This is a genomic window from Parachlamydia sp. AcF125 (assembly GCF_018342475.1).
GTDB lineage: Bacteria > Chlamydiota > Chlamydiia > Chlamydiales > Parachlamydiaceae > Parachlamydia.
The window spans coordinates 719,156-739,483 of the sequence record NZ_JAEMUD010000001.1 but is presented as its reverse complement, the minus strand read 5'-3'; the positions used below and the strand labels follow the sequence as shown (position 1 = coordinate 739,483).

14 protein-coding genes are annotated in these 20,328 nt (G+C 40.7%); 3 read left to right on the top strand and 11 right to left on the bottom strand.

Annotated elements, in window-relative coordinates:
- Positions 1-130: 130 nt before the first annotated feature.
- The 11 genes from PARA125_RS02990 to lon form a co-directional block, all read right to left on the bottom strand.
- Positions 131-1,783: an F-box protein gene (locus PARA125_RS02990; RefSeq protein ID WP_213157228.1), complete on the bottom strand. Its 1,653-nt coding sequence runs from the start codon at positions 1,781-1,783 to the stop codon at positions 131-133.
- Positions 1,784-2,524: 741 nt separating this feature from the next.
- The gene (locus PARA125_RS02985) at positions 2,525-4,153 is read right to left on the bottom strand and encodes a DUF4116 domain-containing protein (RefSeq protein WP_213157227.1); all 1,629 of its coding nucleotides are present in this window, start codon (positions 4,151-4,153) and stop codon (positions 2,525-2,527) included.
- A 419-nt stretch (positions 4,154-4,572) separates the two neighbouring features.
- Complete coding sequence (locus tag PARA125_RS09720; RefSeq protein WP_249274143.1) at positions 4,573-4,974, bottom strand: aromatic acid exporter family protein; 402 nt, start codon at positions 4,972-4,974, stop codon at positions 4,573-4,575.
- A gap of 485 nt (positions 4,975-5,459) precedes the next feature.
- Positions 5,460-6,296 carry an oxygen-dependent coproporphyrinogen oxidase gene (gene hemF / locus PARA125_RS02975; protein ID WP_213157226.1) on the bottom strand — a complete coding sequence of 279 codons (837 nt, stop codon included), beginning with the start codon at positions 6,294-6,296 and terminating at the stop codon, positions 5,460-5,462.
- A 201-nt stretch (positions 6,297-6,497) separates the two neighbouring features.
- Positions 6,498-7,259, bottom strand: a complete 762-nt coding sequence (locus tag PARA125_RS02970) for a TrmH family RNA methyltransferase (RefSeq protein WP_213157225.1) — start codon at positions 7,257-7,259, stop codon at positions 6,498-6,500.
- Between the two features lie 24 nt (positions 7,260-7,283).
- The gene (locus PARA125_RS02965; RefSeq protein WP_213157224.1) at positions 7,284-8,879 is read right to left on the bottom strand and encodes an ABC-F family ATP-binding cassette domain-containing protein; all 1,596 of its coding nucleotides are present in this window, start codon (positions 8,877-8,879) and stop codon (positions 7,284-7,286) included.
- A gap of 112 nt (positions 8,880-8,991) precedes the next feature.
- Positions 8,992-9,978 (bottom strand): tyrosine recombinase XerC, encoded by a 987-nt coding sequence (locus PARA125_RS02960; protein ID WP_213157223.1) that lies wholly within the window; start codon positions 9,976-9,978, stop codon positions 8,992-8,994.
- Between the two features lie 133 nt (positions 9,979-10,111).
- Positions 10,112-11,020 (bottom strand): ribonuclease Z, encoded by a 909-nt coding sequence (locus PARA125_RS02955; RefSeq protein WP_213157222.1) that lies wholly within the window; start codon positions 11,018-11,020, stop codon positions 10,112-10,114.
- Positions 11,021-11,540: 520 nt separating this feature from the next.
- Positions 11,541-12,707 (bottom strand): rhomboid family intramembrane serine protease, encoded by a 1,167-nt coding sequence (locus PARA125_RS02950; RefSeq protein ID WP_213157221.1) that lies wholly within the window; start codon positions 12,705-12,707, stop codon positions 11,541-11,543.
- A gap of 10 nt (positions 12,708-12,717) precedes the next feature.
- Positions 12,718-13,215 carry an adenylyltransferase/cytidyltransferase family protein gene (locus tag PARA125_RS02945; RefSeq protein WP_213157220.1) on the bottom strand — a complete coding sequence of 166 codons (498 nt, stop codon included), beginning with the start codon at positions 13,213-13,215 and terminating at the stop codon, positions 12,718-12,720.
- A gap of 10 nt (positions 13,216-13,225) precedes the next feature.
- Complete coding sequence (gene lon, locus PARA125_RS02940; RefSeq protein ID WP_213157219.1) at positions 13,226-15,718, bottom strand: endopeptidase La; 2,493 nt, start codon at positions 15,716-15,718, stop codon at positions 13,226-13,228.
- Positions 15,719-16,111: 393 nt separating this feature from the next.
- On the opposite strand from lon, the gene PARA125_RS02935 reads away from it, so the two are divergent.
- Genes PARA125_RS02935 through tsaB form a run of 3 tightly spaced genes read left to right on the top strand, consistent with a single transcriptional unit; the run spans position 16,112 to position 20,321 of the window.
- Complete coding sequence (locus tag PARA125_RS02935; protein ID WP_213157218.1) at positions 16,112-18,484, top strand: hypothetical protein; 2,373 nt, start codon at positions 16,112-16,114, stop codon at positions 18,482-18,484.
- A complete protein-coding gene (locus tag PARA125_RS02930) occupies positions 18,472-19,638 on the top strand; it encodes a deoxyguanosinetriphosphate triphosphohydrolase family protein (protein ID WP_213157217.1) in 1,167 nt (388 codons plus the stop codon). Before PARA125_RS02935 ends, PARA125_RS02930 begins: the two co-directional genes overlap by 13 nt.
- Positions 19,635-20,321 carry a tRNA (adenosine(37)-N6)-threonylcarbamoyltransferase complex dimerization subunit type 1 TsaB gene (gene tsaB, locus PARA125_RS02925; RefSeq protein ID WP_213157216.1) on the top strand — a complete coding sequence of 229 codons (687 nt, stop codon included), beginning with the start codon at positions 19,635-19,637 and terminating at the stop codon, positions 20,319-20,321. The genes PARA125_RS02930 and tsaB overlap by 4 nt, the downstream gene beginning before the upstream one ends.
- Positions 20,322-20,328 lie beyond the last annotated feature (7 nt).

Here is a 20,328-nt window from a genome sequence, read left to right as displayed (position 1 = left end):
CTAACTCCCATACTAGCCAAAGGTTGGAGAAAAGGTTCATTCGACTTAAAAGGCCTATCTTCCCTGTATAAGGTTAATTGATAGATATCAACCTTGCGTAAGCTAAGAGAATGAGCCCCCTTCCTTATTGTTACTTTTTAGGAATATCTTTAAGAACATTATCTCTGACATTTTTGTCTGATATCATCATGGCAACTTGTACCGTCTTCTCTACTTTTCCACTTTGGATTAACAGCGTAGAAATATCCTTAAGCGTAAAATTTCTAACGTTTTCGTAGGATATCATTCTGGCAACTTCTACTGCTTCATCTATTTCTCCACCTTGGGCTAATAGCGTAGAAGTATCCTTAAGCGTAAAGTTTCTAATGTTTTCTCGAGTTATTCTCATAGCAGCTTTTACCGCCTTAACTGCTATTCCACGTTTTGCGGCTGTTATAGAAATACCTTTAAACATAGAATTTCTCTGACTTTCAAAGGGTATCATCATGCCAGCTGCTACCGCCTTACTTCTGTCTTCATTTTGTGCTAATATTTTACAAATCTCCTTAAACATAGAATCTGCCCTGCGTTGGTCAGATAACATCACGGCAGCTTCTACCGCCTCCCCTACTTTTTCATTTTGCGCTAATACTTTGCAAACATCCTCAAGGATAGAATTTCTCTTAGCTATGTCAGCTATCATCGCGGCAACTTCTACCGCCTGCTCTGCTTTTCCATTTTGCGCTAATACTTTACAAACATTCTCAAGGATAGAATTTCTCCTATCTTTGTCGGCTATCAACGCGGCAACTTCTAACGCCTTATGTGTATCTTTATTTTGTGCTAATATTTGACAAATATCTTCAAGCATAGAATTTCTCTTATCCACATCGGATACCATCATGGCAGCTTCTACCGCCTGCTCTGCTTCTAAACTTTGCTCTGCAATTATGGGAATCTCCTCAAGCATAGAATTTCTTCTACCGCCATCGGATATCATCCTGGCAATTTCTACCGCCTGCTCTACTTTTAAGCTTTGAGCTAATATTGTAGAAATACCCTCAAGCATAAAATTTCTCTTATCTTCGCAGGGTATCAGCATAGCAACTTCTACCGCTTTATCTACTTTTCGATGTTGCAATAACATTTTACAAGCATTCTCAAGGATGGAATTTCTCCTATACTCTCGGGGCACCCACATGGCAGCTTCTACCGCTTTATCTACTTTTCGATGCTGAATCAATATTGTACAAGCATTTTCAAGGATGAAATTTCCCCTATTTTTGGGGGACACCTTTCTGGCAATTTCTATTTCTCGATAAGCACTGGCTAAATTGAATACGTCTTCAAAAAAAATTGAACTAATTTTGCCTATCGGCACCCTCTCTAAGCAAGTGCAATCCTCCTCACTTAAATCTTTTAAAATGTCTAAAATTTCTTCCTTCAATTCATCAATTGAGAATTTAACCGCTAAGAGGTCTACAGCTCCCAAAATTTTTTTATCAATTCCAAGGCGCAAAAGCCTTTCTATCTGACTTGCACATGATTTTTTTGGCAAATTTTCACCCAACCATTTTGCAAAGTTTTTTATTAAAGTAAATTTGTTGGATTTCACGATATCTAGGGAGGTTGCATACCACAAGCGATTAACTTTAGCAGCCGCTTGGATGTCGATCTTATCTAGATAGCTTAGGATGTGTACAAAAAGTTCAGGTGGCAATTTTTCGTTTATTAGTCCGTTTTCAATGATAGGTTGATTATGAGCTTTAAAACCTGCTCCGCCTGTTGCAACGACACTATTCATTTCCCTGCTCTCTTTTTATGCTTACAATTTTAAGAAAATTAACATGATTGTATCATAAAAATAAACTGATTCTAGTCATTCAATCACATGTCTTTAATAAAGGTAATCACCATCATTCGTTTGAGGCTTTAGCCGTTTCTTCTAAAAGTGTGGTAGGTTGGCAAAAAGCGATGTCATACACAATCTTCTAAGAATTTGTCGGGCTTTTCTCAGCAAGGTTTATTGGCCTCCATCTTGAATGCTATTCGGGCTAATTTTAACGCGAGCCTACCCACTGATAGAGGACTCGCCTTTTACCCCTTTCCTGCTGAGAAGCGCTGTGCCAACCTTTTAGCTGGATTCTGTCAAGAATACAGCTAACTGGATAGAGATCTAGCCGTAGATTCACTCACACGTTATTTAAAAGCTACCTCTAAGAAATAAGAGGTTAGCTCTTGCTCTAAGTAATTTTGCAGAATATAAACGCCATAGACTTGAGCCTCTACTATCCAAGAGGATTTATGTCATGGTTAAAGATTTACTATAACATGGTTTGGCCCCTTTGGGTTTAGTCTTAATACCAAATTGGAGGAATGTCAGCCTTTTTCCTGTGCCCCCTAGGCTTCGTCCCCTTCTTGCAATAAATAGGTATACTTGAAAAAGTTTTTTGGGCAGTAAGCGATAAAGATACAAACTATTTTGACAAAATTCAGCAAAGGCCGAAAGCCTTCAATGAAATGCCAAGCAGGGGTTTTATGCCGCCTATCCTAATTCTCGCTTGAGCTTTTGCTTAAGCTGTTCGCCGGCATACTCGAATGCTGCCGCACTCTTGTGAACAGCCACACGTACTATCTCCTCATTTTCTTTGAGCCGTGCACTGGCAAACATAAGCGCACATCCATTCTGCTCTACAGCAGCGCGCACGACTTGATCATTGTCTTTAACTACATCGCTAGCATATTGCAGCATCAATCCATCCCGCTGAACCATCTCAAGCATGAAATCCTTATCATTTTTAAGAATTTCCCCAGCATACTGAATTAGCAACACGTTCCGTTTAGCAGCTTTAAGCATGAAATCCTTATTGTTTTTAAGCGCATTGCCAGCATATTGCAACGCCCATTCATCCTGCTGAACAGCGGCCCATACTAATTCTTCCTTCTCCCTAAGGTCTGGGCTAGCATACTGTAAGGCCCACCCGCTCTGCTCTACAGCAGCGCGCACGACTTCGGCATCTCTTCTGAGCATTTCGTCGGCAAACTTAAGTGCCCACCCAGTCTGCCGAACAACTTTAAGCACGAATTTTTTATCCTTTTTAAGCCCTTCATTGGCAAACTGAAACGCCCATCCATCCTGGCCAACAGCGGCACGCACTATCTTCTGATTCTTATTCAAACCTAACAAGGCAAACTGAAGCGCCAGCCCGTCCTGCTTAACAGCGGCAAACACTACCTCCTCATCCCCTCTAAGCTGTTCGTCAGCATACTGGAGTGACCACCCATTCTCCCCCACAGCCACAAGCACTGCACCCTTATCCCGTTTAATCTCTTTGCTGGCATATTCAAGCGTTTGCCCATCTTGCTGAAAAGCAGCAAGCATGAAGTTTCGATTGTTTTTAAGATGCGGGCTAGCCCATTCAAGTGCCTCTTCATTCTCCAACGCAGCAACAAGCACTACACCCCCATCGCCTTTAAAACACTCTTTAACCTGCTTGAGCGCTACTCCATTCCTTTCAACAACAGCAAGGACGAAGTCCCTATTGTCTTGAAGCTGTTGGCTGGCATATTTAAACGCTTCTCCATCTTGCTGAACAGCCTCAAGTACAACCTTCTCCTCCGTTTTAAGCGCTTGGCTGGCATACTTAAGCGCCCGCCCATTTTGCCTAACAGCAACACGTACGACCTCCTTATCCCCCCTAAGCGCTTCATTAGCATATTTAAGGGCCATTCCATCTTGCCCAACAGCCGCGAGTACAGTCTCCTTATCTCCTCTAAGCGCTTTGCTGGCAAACTGAAGCGCTCGCCCACTTTGCCGAACAGCCGCGAGTACTGTCTCCTTATCTCCTCTAAGCGCTTTGCTGGCAAACTGAAGCGCCGCCCCATTCTTCTGAACAACTTCAAGCATGGAGTTTCTATTATTAAATCTTCTATTAGCAAAATCATAAACTCCCATAATAATATTCCCCAAAAAAGGGAATAGCAGGACAACACAGCGGGAACATTTTTTTTGCTTCAAATAAGTATAGTAGCGACTTTTTGAAATATCTGCTTTTTCTGGCAAAACAAAATGTTTCTGAAACAAATCAAACAAGTTAGTTACTGTACTCACAATTGGAATATAGTCAAATATACGATCTGATTTTATTAAAAAACTAACATTCTCTGTGACCATAATTACCCCCTTTTGACTGCCACGATAAATTACTTACAACAAATGGAAGATTAAAAGTCAAAAAGAAAAGAAAAAGCTTAAAATAGATAATGAAAATAAAAAACCTTATTAAATCCTATAAGAACTTAAAGGAAAAAATTCCGGAAGAGATTTAGTGCAAACGGCCCAAGATTTAGCCAAGTTTTAGTAAAGGATCAAGCTCAGCCAGGAAAATTCTCACTAAGACACTTTTTTAGAATTGAGGGAGGCAGCTTAGTTAGGCTTATTACAGCTAAATTTTTAGGCAGAAACAAAAATTAGCCCGCTGCATTTTAAGCAAAAAGGCAATCGTATCACGCGGTTTAGATGGCTAATTTTTTCTTCCAGTATAAGCAATTCCTCAATGACTTGCTTAAGGTTAAAAAAAGACAAAGTCATTTTCAATATCGGCAAAATTGGCCTTTCCGCGTCTTCAACCAAATTCTCCCACTGTTCAGTATTGAAGACTTAATCAGAAGTTCCAGTTTTGGTTCACTGAGAAACTTGCGGCTTTCCAGTAGGAGATTATCCCCTTCCTTCAAACTTTTGCGATAACTGTCATTAAACTCTTCAAATTCTTCATCAAGAGTTAGAAGCATTCGATAGAGTTTTCCGCTTAAATTTAAGAGCTGAGGCAACTTCTGTTGCAACATTTGGGTGGCTTCTGAAGGCCACAAGGTGTAGGCAATGATCACAGCGGTTAGGATTCCAAGCGCCGAATCTATAAACCGAAAAAACGCAAATGTCCAAGGACTAATCGACCGAGACATCCCCCAAAGAATCATGGCCACCGATAATGGCATGCAAGCGATCCGAATGCTGTCTTTTAAATTCAAAAAGGAAAGTAAGCAAACTGCCAAAATGACAAAAAATCCAAGCGTTAAAGGGTGAGCCCCAAAAACGACTTACAAACTCCGCCAATTAAAGACCCAATCAAAAACCCTAAGAAGCGCTCCCATGCAGCTTTATATGTACCTCCCAGATGCGCCTGTAATATAACAAAAGCTGACCACACACACACCATGTTCCACTTGCAAGTATATCCGGGTGGGCTAGAGCTTTACTAAACCAGACCCCTAAAAACCAACTTAGCCCCGCTGCAATCCCTCCTCGAATCGCCACTTTAAGCCCGATCCGGTCTAAAAAGGTTTTCCTTTTTCTAAACCGCATTTTATCCAAGCAGATAATGGTAAATTCGTTTAAATCTTCTGCTGTTCCTATACTTTAAGACGGTGTATTTTTTTTATTTTCAACTAATTAGGCGCGGTGTTCAGTTCCTCGATTTCTGCTACCACTTTACAACAGGCGGTAATGAACAAAGGATAGCCTCTGGATTACCTCCAGATTGAAAGCCAAACTTTGTTCCGCGATCATAGAGAAGGTTAAACTCCACATAATGTCCGCGCTTTTTAAGCTGAACTTCTTTTTCCTCGTCAGAAAAAGGCTGATTGATTCTCTTTTTAAGAATGGGGATGAGAGCTTTTGTAAAAGTTTCTCCCACATCTTTCCACATACAGAAATCTCGCGATAGGTCTCCCGTATTGTAGTGATCAAAGAAAACGCCTCCCACTCCTCTTTCCCTTTGCATGTGAGGAATGTAGAAGTAATCTCGAGCATTCTGGGAAAATTGGGGGTATAAATGAGACCCATGTCGATCTAATGTTTCTTTCGCAACCGCATGAAAATGGAGGGTATCTTCCTCATAAGGAAATCCCATCGGAGTTAAATCATATCCTCCACCAAACCAGGTTCGGTTCGCCGTCTCAATATAACGCACATTCATATGTGCTGTTGGAGCGTGTGGATTGTTCATATGGGTGATTAGGCTGACCCCTGTGGCAAAAAAAGCCCCTTCACCATCATTCATAGGGAATTTATCGCCCAATACACCAGACCAGTTCACAGCAGCTTTTTCAAAAACCTTTCCCCGAAGAACCGAGATCTCTCCTCCCCCTTCTCCTGAATGGTAGGGCCAAGTTTTGCGCTCAAATACCTCTCCATTTTCAAGCTCCTCAAAAGCCCGAATGATTGTGTCTCGCAAGTGCTTTAGATAGCAGATAACCTCTTGTCGAAAACCAGATGTTTCTTGGAAATTTTCTAGCAAGCATGTAGATTTCAGCTGCATCTTGGCACCTCTTTTTTTTTAGTTCAAAGCCTCATGCTAGCATACTATTCCAAAATTTATCAGCACTAAACGCAACCTTGTCCTGTTTACTTATTTTTATTTTTAACTTAACAAGGGATGGATAAGCATAAAAGGTGAGACTGCAGCGAACGAGCAGATCGTTAATAAGCTTCCCACCTGGGGAAAAAACAGAGGAGTTTCTTATACTTGGTCATAAGATTCCCTCACCCTTTTTTGTCTGCAGATCTCCCCGGCCGCTATGGCAAAGGCATTCGCTACGTTTATGGAATTTTTCCTTCCGGTAAGAGGAATTTGCAGGAGAAAATCAGCTTCTTTTAAGGTGGACTCAGAACACCCATATTCTTCATTTCCTAAAATCAGCGAAAAAATTTCGGGGAAGACAAAATCATACAGAGAAAGGGCATCAGGGCTTGTTTCAAGGGCTATGAGAGGTTTTGGAAGATCAGGTAATGAAACATCTTTAAAGCATGTGACCCATTCAAAAGTACCCATAGATGCTTTTTGAACTTGGGCATGCTCGATAAAAGGAGTGTCTTTAGAAAAATAAACGCTCCCTAGGGAAAAGGCTTCGACTGTCCGAATGATGCTACCCACATTAAAAGCTGAGCGGATGTTATCCAAATAAATGGCGATAAGGCCGGGCTCTTCCCATCCCTTTTCCCGATCTTGAGTGGAAATTTGAGGCAATAGGTTCCATTCCTTTAAAGACATTTTAGCTTTTTTGAGATGAAAATGAAATTGATCAGCTAGGCTCTTGAAATTACCCAAAGCCATTAAATCCATCTTCATCCAACTTAGCAGCGTTTGATAAGTCTCTAAAAGCTTTTCCCTCTCTTCTTTCTCCACTTTTTGCGCGTAAAGAAAACGGATTAATTCCGCGCATTTTTTATGCTGCCTTTCAATAGGTAAGCCGAGAAACTTTCTTTTTGTGAAATCAAACATGCTACCTGATGCTTTACTAAAGCATTAGAAAGATTTCATCTTTTCTTCTTTAGCAACTAGATATTCCTCTAATGGCCCGTCAAATAGATGAACTCCGTCAGCTTCAAAGGAAATAATTTTTGTGGCAACGGTGGAAATCAAATCACGGTCATGGCTTACAACCACGACTGTTCCTTTATACTCCGATAATCCCCAGGCTAAGGCAGAAACAGCTTCCAAATCCAAATGATTGTTGGGTTCATCCAATAGCAATACGTTGTGTTCTGACAACATCATGCCTGCTAAAATCAAACGAGCAGTCTCCCCTCCCGAAAGCGAAGTCACAGGCTTAAAAGCATCATCTCCGCCGAAAAGCATTTTTCCCATCACGCTGCGAATATCTTGATCATAAATGCCCGGTTTTCTCTCTTTTAACCACTCGAATGCTGTAACCGAATCCTTTTTCTCTACAATCTCGCTATGGTTTTGGGGGAAATAACTGATTTGCACATTATGCCCTAATTCTACTTTTCCCGAATCAGGCTGTAATAAACCAGTGAGAAGCTTTAGCAAGGTTGTTTTACCCCGGCCATTATTTCCGATAATGCCAATTTTGTCCCCTCGTTCAATTTCGAGGTTAAAACCTTTAACGACCGGGTGATCATAGGCTTTGGAGGAATGATCCGATTTAATCACAATTTTTCCGGGGGCTTTCTCTGTGGGAATGAAGCGAATATAAGGACGTTGAATATTGGATTTTTTTAGCTCTTGCGGCTGCAAGCGATTAATTTCACGCAATCGAGATTGCACTTGGCTTGCCCGAGTTCCAGCTCCAAAACGAGCCACAAATTCTCTTAATTGAGAAATCTTTTTTTCTTTAGATTTAGCATCTTGTTCGGCACGCTCCCGCACAGCTGTTTTTGCTACGATCATTTCGTCATAATTGCCCGGATAAACAATGATAGTGTCATAGTCAATATCAGCGATATCGGTGGTCACAGAATTTAAAAAGTGACGGTCGTGGCTAATGACAATAAGGGTCCCCTTGTAATTTCTTAAAAAGGTTTCTAGCCAGCCGATCGATTCAAGGTCCAAATGGTTAGTCGGCTCGTCCAGAAGAAGAGCTTCTGGGTTTCCAAATAAAGCTTGGCATAACAAGACTCTGAACTGAAGGTCTGTGGGGATTTCATGCATTTTTTTAGTGAAAATCTCGGAAGGTAATCCCATTCCAGAGAGCAATACTTCTGCATTTGCTTCTGCTGAATAGCCATCTTCTTCTGCAATCACTCCTTCTAAATCGCCTAAGCGCATGCCCACTTCGTCGGTCATTTCAACTTCATATAAAGCATCCCGTTCTTTCAGCGCTTTCCATAGACGAGAATTACCGGAAATCACCACATCTAAGACCAAAAAGTCTTTGAATTCCTCGATGTTTTGACGCAATATTCCTACATGATCCGGCAGAGTCACTGTTCCACTTGTAGGTTCTTCAACCCCCATAATAATTTTTAAAAGGGTAGATTTTCCGGCTCCATTGGGACCAGTTAAACCATAACGACGGCCTACGTTGAAAGTGATGGTGACATCATCAAATAACACGCGGCTTCCAAAACTTTTCGAGATCTTATTAAGTGTAATCATAAATTTAAACTTACCAAAAATTCAGGAGATTAAAATACGATTAATTTATCAAAAAAACGAGAAAGAAGAAAGTGAAAAATCCACCAAAAGCCTATTATATCCCCTTCATTCTTTAAGCTCTTGGATGAGTTTGATCGTATACTTTCTTTTTAAGGCTTTTAGAAACTTGGGTATAAATAGTCGTGGTGGCTAAAGAGGTATGCCCTAGAATCATTTGAATGGTTTTAAGGTCCATCCCATTTTCAAGCCAATGCGTGGCGATAGTATGCCGAATCGTGTGCGGCGTCACCTTGCCAATCAAGCCACTAGCAGTTAAATATTTATCAAACTTTCGGTCCACTGAACGGGTTGTCAAACGTGTACCAAGGCGATTTAAGAAAATAGCATCGGGATCTTGCTGTGCCAAATGCCCGTCTGTCTCTACGCACCTTTCAGGATGCGTCAAGTAAGCGCTAATCCAATCTGCTGCATTTTTAGTGATGGGAATGATTCGCTCTTTTTTTCCTTTGCCTTTAAGCTTAATCAACAAATTTTTTGGGTCAAATTCATGCCGATCTAAAGCAACAAGTTCGCTTACTCGCAAGCCTGAGCTATAGAAAAGCTCCATAATCACGCGATCTCTAAACCCTAGCAATGTTTTCACATCAGGTTGATCAAACAATGCCTGTACTTGATCGTAAGAAAGAGAGTTAGGAACTTTTTTTTCCACACGTGGCGACTCAAGCTCTTCTGTAGGATTGGTTGAAATCCATTTTTGCGTCAGAGTATATTTGAAAAAGGAGCGTAGAGAAGAAAGCCGGCGCACAACTGTACGCTTATGAACTTGATGCTCACTTAAGTAAGCAAGAAAACCTCGAATGGTTTTACGTGAAATTGCCTCTAACTTTAACAAGGAGTCATACATTTTTAGCCTTTCAGAATAGGCCTCATTGTAGCGAATTTTAGGAGGCAACTGCTGCTCGCCTTCTGGTAAGAAATCATGCTCGAGATACTCTTTTAAAGCATTCAAGTCGATGGCGTAATTGCGAACTGTATGCTCTGACGCATTTTTAACAATTCGCAAATACTCCAGAAAACGGTAGGCAGCTTCGATAAACACGTTAAAAACCTCATTTGTGGGGAACAAACCTTGATCTTGTAAAAAAAGAGGGCTTTTTGTCTACGAAATTGTCTAATTTGCCTAAATTTTAAATAAAACTTTTTAATTAATTAAAGAGACTATAGCCATATCCCTACTCTTTAATAAAAGGAAAAACCTTTAAATCTTCGGCCGCATAAGTCGCAGGGAAAATCGTGCGTGCCTCCGCCTCCATTTTTTCTACATCCAAATAGCGAGCTGAAAAGTGGGTTAAAATGAGCTCTCGCACATTTGCATCTTTGGCAATTTGGGCTGCCTGCTTAGCTGTGAGGTGATAATGGCGGTAAGCTAATTCTTGGTGTTCTTCCAGATAGGTACTTTCACAAAGCAAAATTTTGGCATTTTTCGCAATTTCAATCGCTTGCGGGCATACACGCGTATCAATCACTACAGCAATACTATCCCCTTTACGTATGGAACTTACCTCATCCAGCAGAACCAGCTTTTCATTTTTCATTAACTGTCCCTGCTTTTGCAATTCCTTAACTTGAGGCCCCACAATGCCGGATGAAAGCAATTTTTCACGATCAAATTTGCGCGCATCCGCTTCAGTAATTCTCCACCCAATATTTTGGACGGCGTGATCTAAAAAAGTGGCCTCAATTCTGAAAGCCCCATCATCGTGGACAACGCCAGCCTCAGAAACAGGGTGCTCGATCACATGAATATTTTCATGGTAAATCGTGCCATAACGCAGGCGATCAAAATACTTTTTACCACTTGCCGGATAATAACAATGAATGGGATGGGTGACTTTATCCAGATTGAGACGCATTAAAATGGAGCCAAGCCCTAAACAATGGTCTCCATGAAAATGAGAAATCAAAATGCGGGTGATCACAGTGGGGGCCACATTCGCAAAGATAAATTGCCTTTGTGTGCCTTCTCCGGGGTCAAATAAAAAACCTTCGTTATTCCAGCGGAAAAGATAAGCCCCGTGGTTGCGAAAGCGAGTTGGCTGCTGACTTGAAGTGCCTAGAATAATAAGGTCTCGAACGCTCATATTTAACTTTCGGGAAATTCAGAAAAAGTCTATCGTTTTTCAAGTTAATAAGTTGTTTTTTCTCGGTAATCATAAAGAATTAAACATAGAATATCTACTTCAAATTTAGCTTTCATCAAGGAGGTTAAGAGCGTGACATCCCCGTAACGTCATCCCCTTCCGTTTCCCCGTTTTCAGTTCAAATTCGGTATCCTCCTCTCAAACCTTAGCAGATCAAGTTCGAGTGATTGCAGAAAAACTTCAAAAGCTCGGCTTAAAAAAACAAAATAGCGTCGAAAAAGCAATCCTTAAAAAAACAAGCCTTCGATCTTAGGGGAAAGATAAATAGCTTTATGCAGTCTAAGCAAGTGACTACTAGCTGTCCATTGATTACCATTTTCCACCCTGCGTGTGAAAATTTTTGGCCTTAAGAGTTACTCCAAGCCTGTTATTTGCTTTGCGACATGCATTTTTGTGCGGCGTTGGCAATGTATATTCTGAGGTATATTCTTAAGCGTTTCAGCCAAGCCCACGAGATAATTTAAGAGCCTTTCCAAGAGAAGTAGGGCAATTTCCCTAACAAGTAACCAAGTAAAGCTCCACTCAAATGCGCCGTGTTGGCAATTCCCGGCGATAGAATTGTCAGCTGCATGACCTCTAAAGCAAACGAGAGCAATTGGATACCTAACATAGTGAAAATAAAAAACAAACTAAGCCCTAAAGTCAACCTTTGTACCTGATAACCCTCCCAAGCAGCATAACGTTGCCGCACCCAAATAAAGGCAATCATTGCACATAAAATACCGGAAAAGCCTAAAAAGTTTGAGCCACTCATTAAATATTGAGCGGTGTTGGAAAAAATACCCGTTAACAAGATAAACAAAATATATTTACCTTTTCCAATGCGCTGCTCAATTTGCTGCCCAATCGCAATCAGCCAAAGCATGTTAAAAAAAAGATGAAAAAGGTCGCTATGAAGAAGAGCAGGAGTAAAGAGTCTCCAAACTTCTCCCTGCCTAATTTTTTCAAACATAGGGGCTTTAAATTCCCAGATCGCACCGGAATACTGAAAATGCTTGACAATCTGGTCATAAATTCCTTCCCAATAAGGAGTATGGGAAAATTCTTGCAAAAGAGCTTTTGCTTCTGGAGAAGTAGGCAATTTCTCTACCTCAAATGCTTCGGCAAACCGATCGAGAACTTCAAAAGCTTGTGGATAATCGTAAAGCAAGGCTTTTTTGACCAATGATAGCGAAACCGGATAAGGGAGATGAGTCGCAGAGGTTTCAAATTGGGGAGTAGTGAACTGACTAATGAAGAAAATTAAAATGCAAGCTAACCAAAAGTAGAGAGTCACCCGCCCCATAGGTTGGGAGACTCCTGAAGAAACTTGCCTTTGACGATGGAAAAACGGAGGAGCTTCTTCTTCGGGAAGCAATGGATCCATGGGAAGCAGCTCCTGCTCATCTTCTTTTTTTTTAAACCTCAGCTCTCCCGGATTGCGAGAGAACGCATCGAGCCAACCTTGAACCTTTTCTAAATCCTCTTCATTGAAGATCCAAATCTCACTGCTCATCAATCCATAATCGGGGCTTCCCCAATCTTTATTCACATTTTGCTCAATTTGATACTCAACACCTTGCTTGTGCAAAAATGACCCAAAGGAGTGAGCAAGGTTTGGGTCATGAAAGGTATGAACTAACCGCATGTTTATTCCTTTAATGAATCGCAGCTATTTTCTGCACAATCTGCGAGGTAGACAGACCAGGTACTAAGTCAACAATGTGTATTCGTCCGCCATGGGCTTTAACAACTTCCGCTTCAATGCAGTCCATTCCATACTCCGAGCCATTCACATGAACATCGGGCTTAATTTTTGAAAGAATGTTCCGGGGATCGGTTTCATCAAACCAAGTGACAGCATCCACAAATTCCAAAGCAGCCATCATCTCTATTCGATAGTGGAGGGGAATAATAGGGCGCAAAGGATTTTTATAGGTTTGAATGGAACGATCCGTATTTAAGGCCACAATCAAATAATCTCCCATTTGTGAAGCTTCAAATAAGATTTGAAGATGACCTGCATGCAAAAGGTCAAAAGATCCATTGAGAGTCACAATCGTTTTTCCCGTTTTTCTCAAAGCGGAAATAAAGCTCTCTATTTGATCAGGAAGACATATTTTTTTTTCGCAGGCTTTTTTCCAAGTTTTTTTCATGCTCGCCTCTTTATCGATGCCTTTGGGGAAAGGCAATCTCAAAGACCTCATCATAATGCTCAACAAAATGGACTGTTAACCCTTTTTTAATATAAGAGGGCAATTCCGCATAATCGCGCATATTATCTTTGGGGAAAATCAACGTTTTCAAACCCGACCGGCAAGCTGCTACTAACTTTTCTTTCACACCGCCAATCCCTAAAATACGCCCTGTCAAGGTTAACTCTCCAGTCATCCCCAAATTATCCAAAACAGGCGTATCTGTCAGAAGAGACAATAAGGCTGTCACCATGGTAATTCCAGCAGAAGGCCCATCCTTTGGTGTAGCTCCTTCGGGAATATGAATGTGCACTTGAGATTTTTCAAAGAAAGTGTACTCCGGAGCATACTTATGAATGGAGCTATGCAAATAGCTCCAAGCAATCTCAGAAGATTCTTTCATAACCTGTCCTGCTTGACCAGTAAGCTTCATTTCTGTTTTTTCAGACGCCACTTTAATCGCTTCAATGTAAAGCGTTGCCCCTCCCAGGGCAGTCCATGCTAGGCCCATGCAAACACCGACAGGGGTACGCTCATAAAAACGATCGGAAACAAAAACGGGTTTACCTAATAATTCCGTTAAAGAATCTCCATCAATGCGATGCATTTTCTCACGTACTGCTAGTTGCTTAGAAGATTTTTTCTTTTTGTTCTTCCCTTCTTCTTGCTCTTCTCGCACAATCTTAACAGCAAGCTTTCTTAAAATCTTTTTAATATTGTTTTCAAGACTTCGCACACCGGATTCACGCGCATAACCGTTGATAATTGCACGCAGGGCATCCGTGGTAAAAGAAACTTGAGAAGCTTTTAAGCCCATCGCTTTGCGATTGCGAGGAATCAAGTATTTTTTAGCAATCTCAATCTTTTCCTGCATAATATAGCCGGATAAGCGCAAGATATCCATACGGTCTTTTAACGGTTCGGGGATGGTATCTAAAACGTTCGCTGTCACAATGAAAAGAACATCTGATAGGTTACAGCGGACATCCAAATAATGATCTAAAAACTCGCAGTTTTGCTCGGGATCGAGGACCTCTAACAAAGCTGAAGCAGGATCTCCTTGATAGCTGCTCCCCATTTTGTCTACTTCATCCAGCATGATCACAGGATTGGTCGTTTGGCAAAACTTTAGGGCTTGAATAAGTTTGCCTGGCATAGCTCCAATGTAGGTGCGGCGATGCCCTTTAATTTCAGCCTCATCGCGCATTCCCCCCACAGAAAAACGGTAAAATTTGCGATTTAGCGCGCGAGCAATACTTTTCCCAATGCTGGTTTTTCCCACTCCTGGAGGGCCTACTAAACAAATAATACTCCCTTTAATACCCCCTGAGAGTTTTCCCACGCCAATGAATTCTAAAATTCTCTCTTTAATATCTTCCAGGCCGTAGTGATCTTTTGCTAAAATTTTTTCCGCTTCTTGCAAATCATGCCGCTCTTCCGAATAGATCCCCCAAGGAATGATAGTCAACCAATCTAAGTAGCCACGGCAAACAGCGTATTCCGCTGACTGAGGTTCAAGCGCGCTGAGTTTATCCATTTCTTCTCTGATTACTTGCAAGACATCGGGGGGTACATCTCGACTTTTAAGCCTTAATTCAAATTTTTCCCGGTCTAAAGATTTATCATCTCGCTCAATCCCTAACTCTTTTTTAATCGTTTTGAGCTGTTCGCGCAGGAAGAAGTCTTTTTGGCTTTTAGAGATAGTTGCTTCAATCTTCTGGTTAATATTATTTTGCAAGATACTGAGGTCAAGCTCTTTTTTTAATAAGATAAGCGCTTTATCGATTCGCCTACCTGGATCAAATGTCTCCAAAACGTCTTGCAGTTCTTCGCGCGAAGCTGTAGTTAAAGCAACCGCAAAATCAGCCAGTTTACCCGGTTCTGTAAAATCTGAGTGTCCTAAGAAAATTTGCAGTTCTTCTTTAAACAAAGGATTGAGTTTAAGTAGCTCCTTAATAGTGGAGATAATGCTAATGGCATAAGCCTTTAATTCATTTGTCAAGATAGGGCTATCTTCGATGTAACTCACTTTCGCTTTTAAGTAAAAGGCTTCATCGGATAAGGACTCTTCAAATTTAATCCTCTTTTCCATGTTTAAAATGACTTGGGCACTGCCTTGCTCCATGGGAATGATTCTAAGAATACGGGCCATTACGCCCACTTGATAGAGGTCATTAAAGTTAACTTTATAGATATCTGAATCTTCCGATTTTGTTAAAAAAAGGGCAACACACTTATGCTCAGACTTTGCGATTTGTTTCAAGATTTCGTAAAATGGGCCCGGTTCTATGACAATCGGCGCTGCCATTCCAGGAAAAAAGGGGCGGCGCAATAAAGGAAATACATACAGATCGCTTGGTAAAGCAGATCCCTGCTTGATATTTTTCGGTGCCTTGTCTATGGAGTCCAACAAAGCATTTTCAAATTCAACATCTAGCGGATTATTTTCATTCTCTGGAATCAAATTATGCCTCAGTTTTTTTGTTGTATGTGCCCTTCACAAACTGTCCTTCATGCGTCTTTCGACCCCGGTTGGTTAGCTAAGCCACTCAGATTGAGATTAAAACAAGTCAAAAGTCGTGATTTTACTTGTTTTGAACAAATTTTTCAATCCTCAAGGTGAAGGACGGCATAATCCTTCTTTTTTTTGCCTATTTCTTGTATAAAGAAATAAAACTCCCAAAAATATCGGTAATCCTTTAATTACCCTTAAATAAAGACTCTTTGACGCTTATACATTTTTTGCTATAATAAACTTACCAAAGGCTCAACAAAAGTTCTTTTTCTCAAGTTTTAAGGCTTCTTTTTATGAACCCAAATTCGAGATTTGAAATAAATCGAAGAGGAATTGGCTGATATGACAACTCAATTATCAACCTCCGACTATTTGTATTTACTTCCTTGCGCGCGGACGAGAACCACCACTAATACGCAAGGCGAAAAAGTTAAAGAGAAGCTAAATATCAATGCGCTTAGCATCTGTTGGGACCATATTCGCGTATTCTTTCATCGCTTAGAGTTTTTTTTATTTAAAACGCATAAATGGCCAAATGTCGTTTGGCTTTCCGAAAAATTACGGGAAGAGTTAAAACAAATCAAAAAAGGGCTAAAAAAAACCGAAGTCGGCAAATTGCCCAGTTCTTATTCTCCCCAGAAAATTGCCGCTATTCAAAAAATTTATGAGCGGATTGACAATTGCGGGACCACCAATTCATCTATTAGACGAAAATTAAAAGAAATCGAGCAGTCTATTAAAGATATCCGTAAGAAAGTGAAACGCAGCCTTAATTCGCCTCCCTCGTCCTCTGTGTCTCTTCCCCCTCCCCCGGAGCAGGAGACAAAAAAACGTGCACCTTTTCCTTTACACGACGATCAAACTTTAGAAGGACTTTTTTCCGAGCCCGAATTGCTCCTAGAATATGCTCATTCCATTCGCAAAAAACACGCAAAAGAACCACACGATCAACTATTTTTTGAGGAGGTGGAGCGCCGTTTTAATGACAGCTGGCTACGCGCTTTACCTAAAGCTACCCCATTATATGAAACGTTCCGCGCTCAATATAATCCGTTTGCCAAAATTTGCGTGGTTAAAGACGAAGAGGGCAATCCTTTAATAAAAGCCTCTCTTTATCAATTTCAAAAAGCACTACAACTGGCCAAAGAGCATTTTCCTCATTTAATCTTATTGGCCTCTAATTCCACCCAACGGGCAAAAGTCACTCGTCTAATTCAAATCATTTTAATGGGCAGAAATTCTTTTCCTGATGACGGCACATTTCCTTCTTCAGAATTTTGCTTCACGCTTAGTGAATTGTATGGGGAAGAGGAGGGACAATTTATTCCTAAAAAAAGCGCTCCTTATTTTATCGAGATGGGCGAAAATGGCTTCCTCGATTACCAACTCACAAACCTTCAGAAAACACTCCAAGGGGTAGATAAAAATATAAGCTTTGCCAGTGCCATTGAATCTGCTATTGAGCTTTTCGCAAAGAATTTTATTGAAAAACCGGAAGATTTTTCTATTAAAATTCAAAATCAACGGTTGGAATTAGATCAGAAAATGTTTTCAATCATTCGAGATTTGTATTATCAACATTTATACAATAACCCCGAAGAAACAAGCAAAGTCATCGATCATTTCAAACACGCTCCTATAGTTAAAAAAATTTTGGACGCTTATCCGGGAACTGCGCAAGATCTAACCATTTCCCATCTCCCTGGAAATTTTCTCGAGCACCTTTTAGCCTCCCTGATTGAGAAATATACGACTTCTCCCAAGGAAAAAACGTTTGTTTGCGAGCAACTGGCCCGTTTCAAAGAAAACACCTATTTTTCTGAAGAACAGATAAAGAAAATTGCCGAAGCGACCAAACAATCTGAAAGCGTCATTGAACCCTTGATGAGAATTAAACTGCTGGAATTCATGATGATTCTCAACCAATCGATTGTTTTTTATCCTCAAGAAAATCTAAATAAATCCCACCAAAAGGATGTGGATAAAAACTTTGGAATATACGTTTCTGAAGCAGCCGGGTTAAAATTACTCCTAGAGGGGAATTTAACCAAATTTGACGCTGAGATAAAGTTTCCACTTAAAGCAAGCTATACCACTCGCCCGGAAAACTTGTTTGCAAATGATGCTCCCTGTGCTGAAATCTATTCCACGCTCACTTATCAAGCAGGACAGTTAACTGTAATAGACTATTCGTTTGTCAAGTTTGGGTGGCTTGCACCTGAAAGTGTGTGGGTAAGATTAGCAACGCAAATTGAACCCTACATCTATCAAATGCAGCCACCCTTTCGCGAAAAAGATCAGGCACAACAGTTGGAAGGGTTTCTAGAAAATTTGTCTGAGCTCTCTAAAATCCAAGAAGATTACGATATTCAGATAGATGATAAGGGGAGACTCACTACAGTTTCTTTAAAGGGATGGTTCGGCTTAGGCCTCTCTAAACCCAATCCACAAAACTTAAATGCTCTCGAATTTTTTTTCAAGTTACTCTTTCCTAGGTTCAAAAAGTATAAAAAAATTTGTAAGCGAATAGGGGATGAGAAAAAAGCCATAGAACTTTTCCAAGAAGTTTTACCAAAGGGAATGGAAGGATTATTAATTCTTCAAAAAACTTATGAAGGCCAAGAAGGGAACCTGCAAATTAAAAAACTTTATGAAAAAGTTCAAGCAAAATACCAAAAACTTATTACCCCTTTACCACTCCGATGGATGCGTTAAAAGCTCACTCTAGCTTAGAAATAAATGAGAAAGATTTTTTTTCTACTCATCGCAATTTTGTGGAAGAGAACGAAGCATGTTATTTACATGGGCATGCTGCGCTTTCCAAAAGCCATACGAGATATTTTGGGGCAGAGCAAGACCACCGGCTGCCTTATAAAAGAGATGTGGATCGGATTGTGCACTCTAAGGCCTATGCACGCTATGTGGATAAAACGCAGGTCGTTTATCTTGTCAAAAACGATCACATTACCCATCGCAGTTTGCATGTCCAGCTTGTGAGTAATTTCGCGCGCGGCATTGCAGAAATTTTACGCCTAAACCTCGATTTAGTTGAAGCAATTGCTTTAGGTCACGATGTAGGCCATCCCCCCTTTGGACATGAAGGAGAGCGATACCTTTCTAAATTGGCTCAGGAATATGGATTAACCGCGTTTGCTCACCCCTGGCAATCCTGTCACTTATTTACTCATATCGAGCCCTTAAATCTAGGCCTAAATGTCTATGACGGCTTCCTCTGCCATGATGGAGGCATGCAAGGGTGTGTTCTAAAACCTCATTTTGGGAAGAGTTGGGAAGATCACTTTAAAGAAAGAAATTTAAAATTAAAAGACCCTGATTTCAATATCATTCCAGGCACTATGGAAGGATGCTTAGTTAAACTGTGCGATACCATTAGTTATTTGGGACGCGACATTGAAGACGCCATCCAGTTGAAAATTCTGGATAGGAAAATGGTTCCCAAAACAATTCTAGGAACTTCTAATGGGGAAATTCTCTCCTTTGTCGCCCGAGATATCATTAAAAATAGCTATGGCAAAGATTACATTGCCCTTTCGGAGGAGGTCTTTGAAGCGCTTAAACTTCTGCGCCAATTTAATTTCAAGCATATTTATGTCCATCCCTTGCTCAAAGTAGAGTCAAAGAAAATCCAAAGAAGCTACCGCATCTTGCTTGAAACGCTCTTAAATGATCATCAAAAAAACAGGGAAAATAGCCACCTTTGGTCCCATTTTCTGCACAATAAAACTGAAAGTTATCGTTCTCAGTTCTCAGAAATCCAACAAATTTTTGACTACATTGCAGGAATGACAGATAATTATTTTGTGCGAACGTTGCAACAACTGATTGTTCCCATGCCTATAGAATTATGAATTATTCTCTTTTAATTGAAACAAGTACCGAACGAGGGTTAATAGCTATTTTTGCAGACAGAAGGGTTGTCTTCCAAAAAGCATTCCCCTTTGGAAATAGCAGCTCCTCTCATCTTCTGCCCGCTATTCAGGAGGGGTTAACTACATTAAAACTTAATCCTGTGGATTTTTCTCACATCATCTGTGGAGCAGGTCCTGGGTCTTATACAGGTCTTAGAATGGGAGCCATCAGTGCTAAGGTGCTTGCCTACTCTTTACACCTTCCTTTAATAGGAATTTCCAGTTTAAAAGGCTGGGTTCCCCCCAAGGATGGCCACTTTTCTGCCTTGATCGACGCTAGAATAGGAGGAGTTTATATTCAATCCGGTGTGCAAACCGAGGGAAAGGTTTCCTTTGAACCTCAGCCAAAATTATGCCTTTTAGAGGACTTAGCACAAGAAATTGAGAAAAGTGAGGTTTTAATTACGCCAAACCTATCTATTTTGCAGCCAAAGATTTTACAAGCATGCCCTTTTCTGCAAAAAGAATGGATAGAAACATCCCCTTCTCCACACGCCCTCTATGAAGCGGCCTTGGAAGAAATTCAAGCAGGCCGGGTTTCTCATGAGGGAAATATCGACCTTCTTTATTTGAGAAAAACCCAGGCCGAGATCGAAAAAGAAAAAATTAGGGCTTGTTTTTAGCAAGCTT

Bases quoted from the DNA above. Each gene is read 5' to 3' on its own strand.
- PARA125_RS02990 (WP_213157228.1), bottom strand. From the start codon at position 1,783: ATGAATAGTGTCGTTGCAACAGGCGGAGCAGGTTTTAAAGCTCATAAT.
- PARA125_RS02985 (WP_213157227.1), bottom strand. From the start codon at position 4,153: ATGGTCACAGAGAATGTTAGTTTTTTAATAAAATCAGATCGTATATTT.
- PARA125_RS09720 (WP_249274143.1), bottom strand. From the start codon at position 4,974: ATGCCATTATCGGTGGCCATGATTCTTTGGGGGATGTCTCGGTCGATT.
- hemF (WP_213157226.1), bottom strand. From the start codon at position 6,296: ATGCAGCTGAAATCTACATGCTTGCTAGAAAATTTCCAAGAAACATCT.
- PARA125_RS02970 (WP_213157225.1), bottom strand. From the start codon at position 7,259: ATGTTTGATTTCACAAAAAGAAAGTTTCTCGGCTTACCTATTGAAAGG.
- PARA125_RS02965 (WP_213157224.1), bottom strand. From the start codon at position 8,879: ATGATTACACTTAATAAGATCTCGAAAAGTTTTGGAAGCCGCGTGTTA.
- PARA125_RS02955 (WP_213157222.1), bottom strand. From the start codon at position 11,020: ATGAGCGTTCGAGACCTTATTATTCTAGGCACTTCAAGTCAGCAGCCA.
- PARA125_RS02950 (WP_213157221.1), bottom strand. From the start codon at position 12,707: ATGCGGTTAGTTCATACCTTTCATGACCCAAACCTTGCTCACTCCTTT.
- PARA125_RS02945 (WP_213157220.1), bottom strand. From the start codon at position 13,215: ATGAAAAAAACTTGGAAAAAAGCCTGCGAAAAAAAAATATGTCTTCCT.
- PARA125_RS02935 (WP_213157218.1), top strand. From the start codon at position 16,112: ATGACAACTCAATTATCAACCTCCGACTATTTGTATTTACTTCCTTGC.
- PARA125_RS02930 (WP_213157217.1), top strand. From the start codon at position 18,472: ATGGATGCGTTAAAAGCTCACTCTAGCTTAGAAATAAATGAGAAAGAT.
- tsaB (WP_213157216.1), top strand. From the start codon at position 19,635: ATGAATTATTCTCTTTTAATTGAAACAAGTACCGAACGAGGGTTAATA.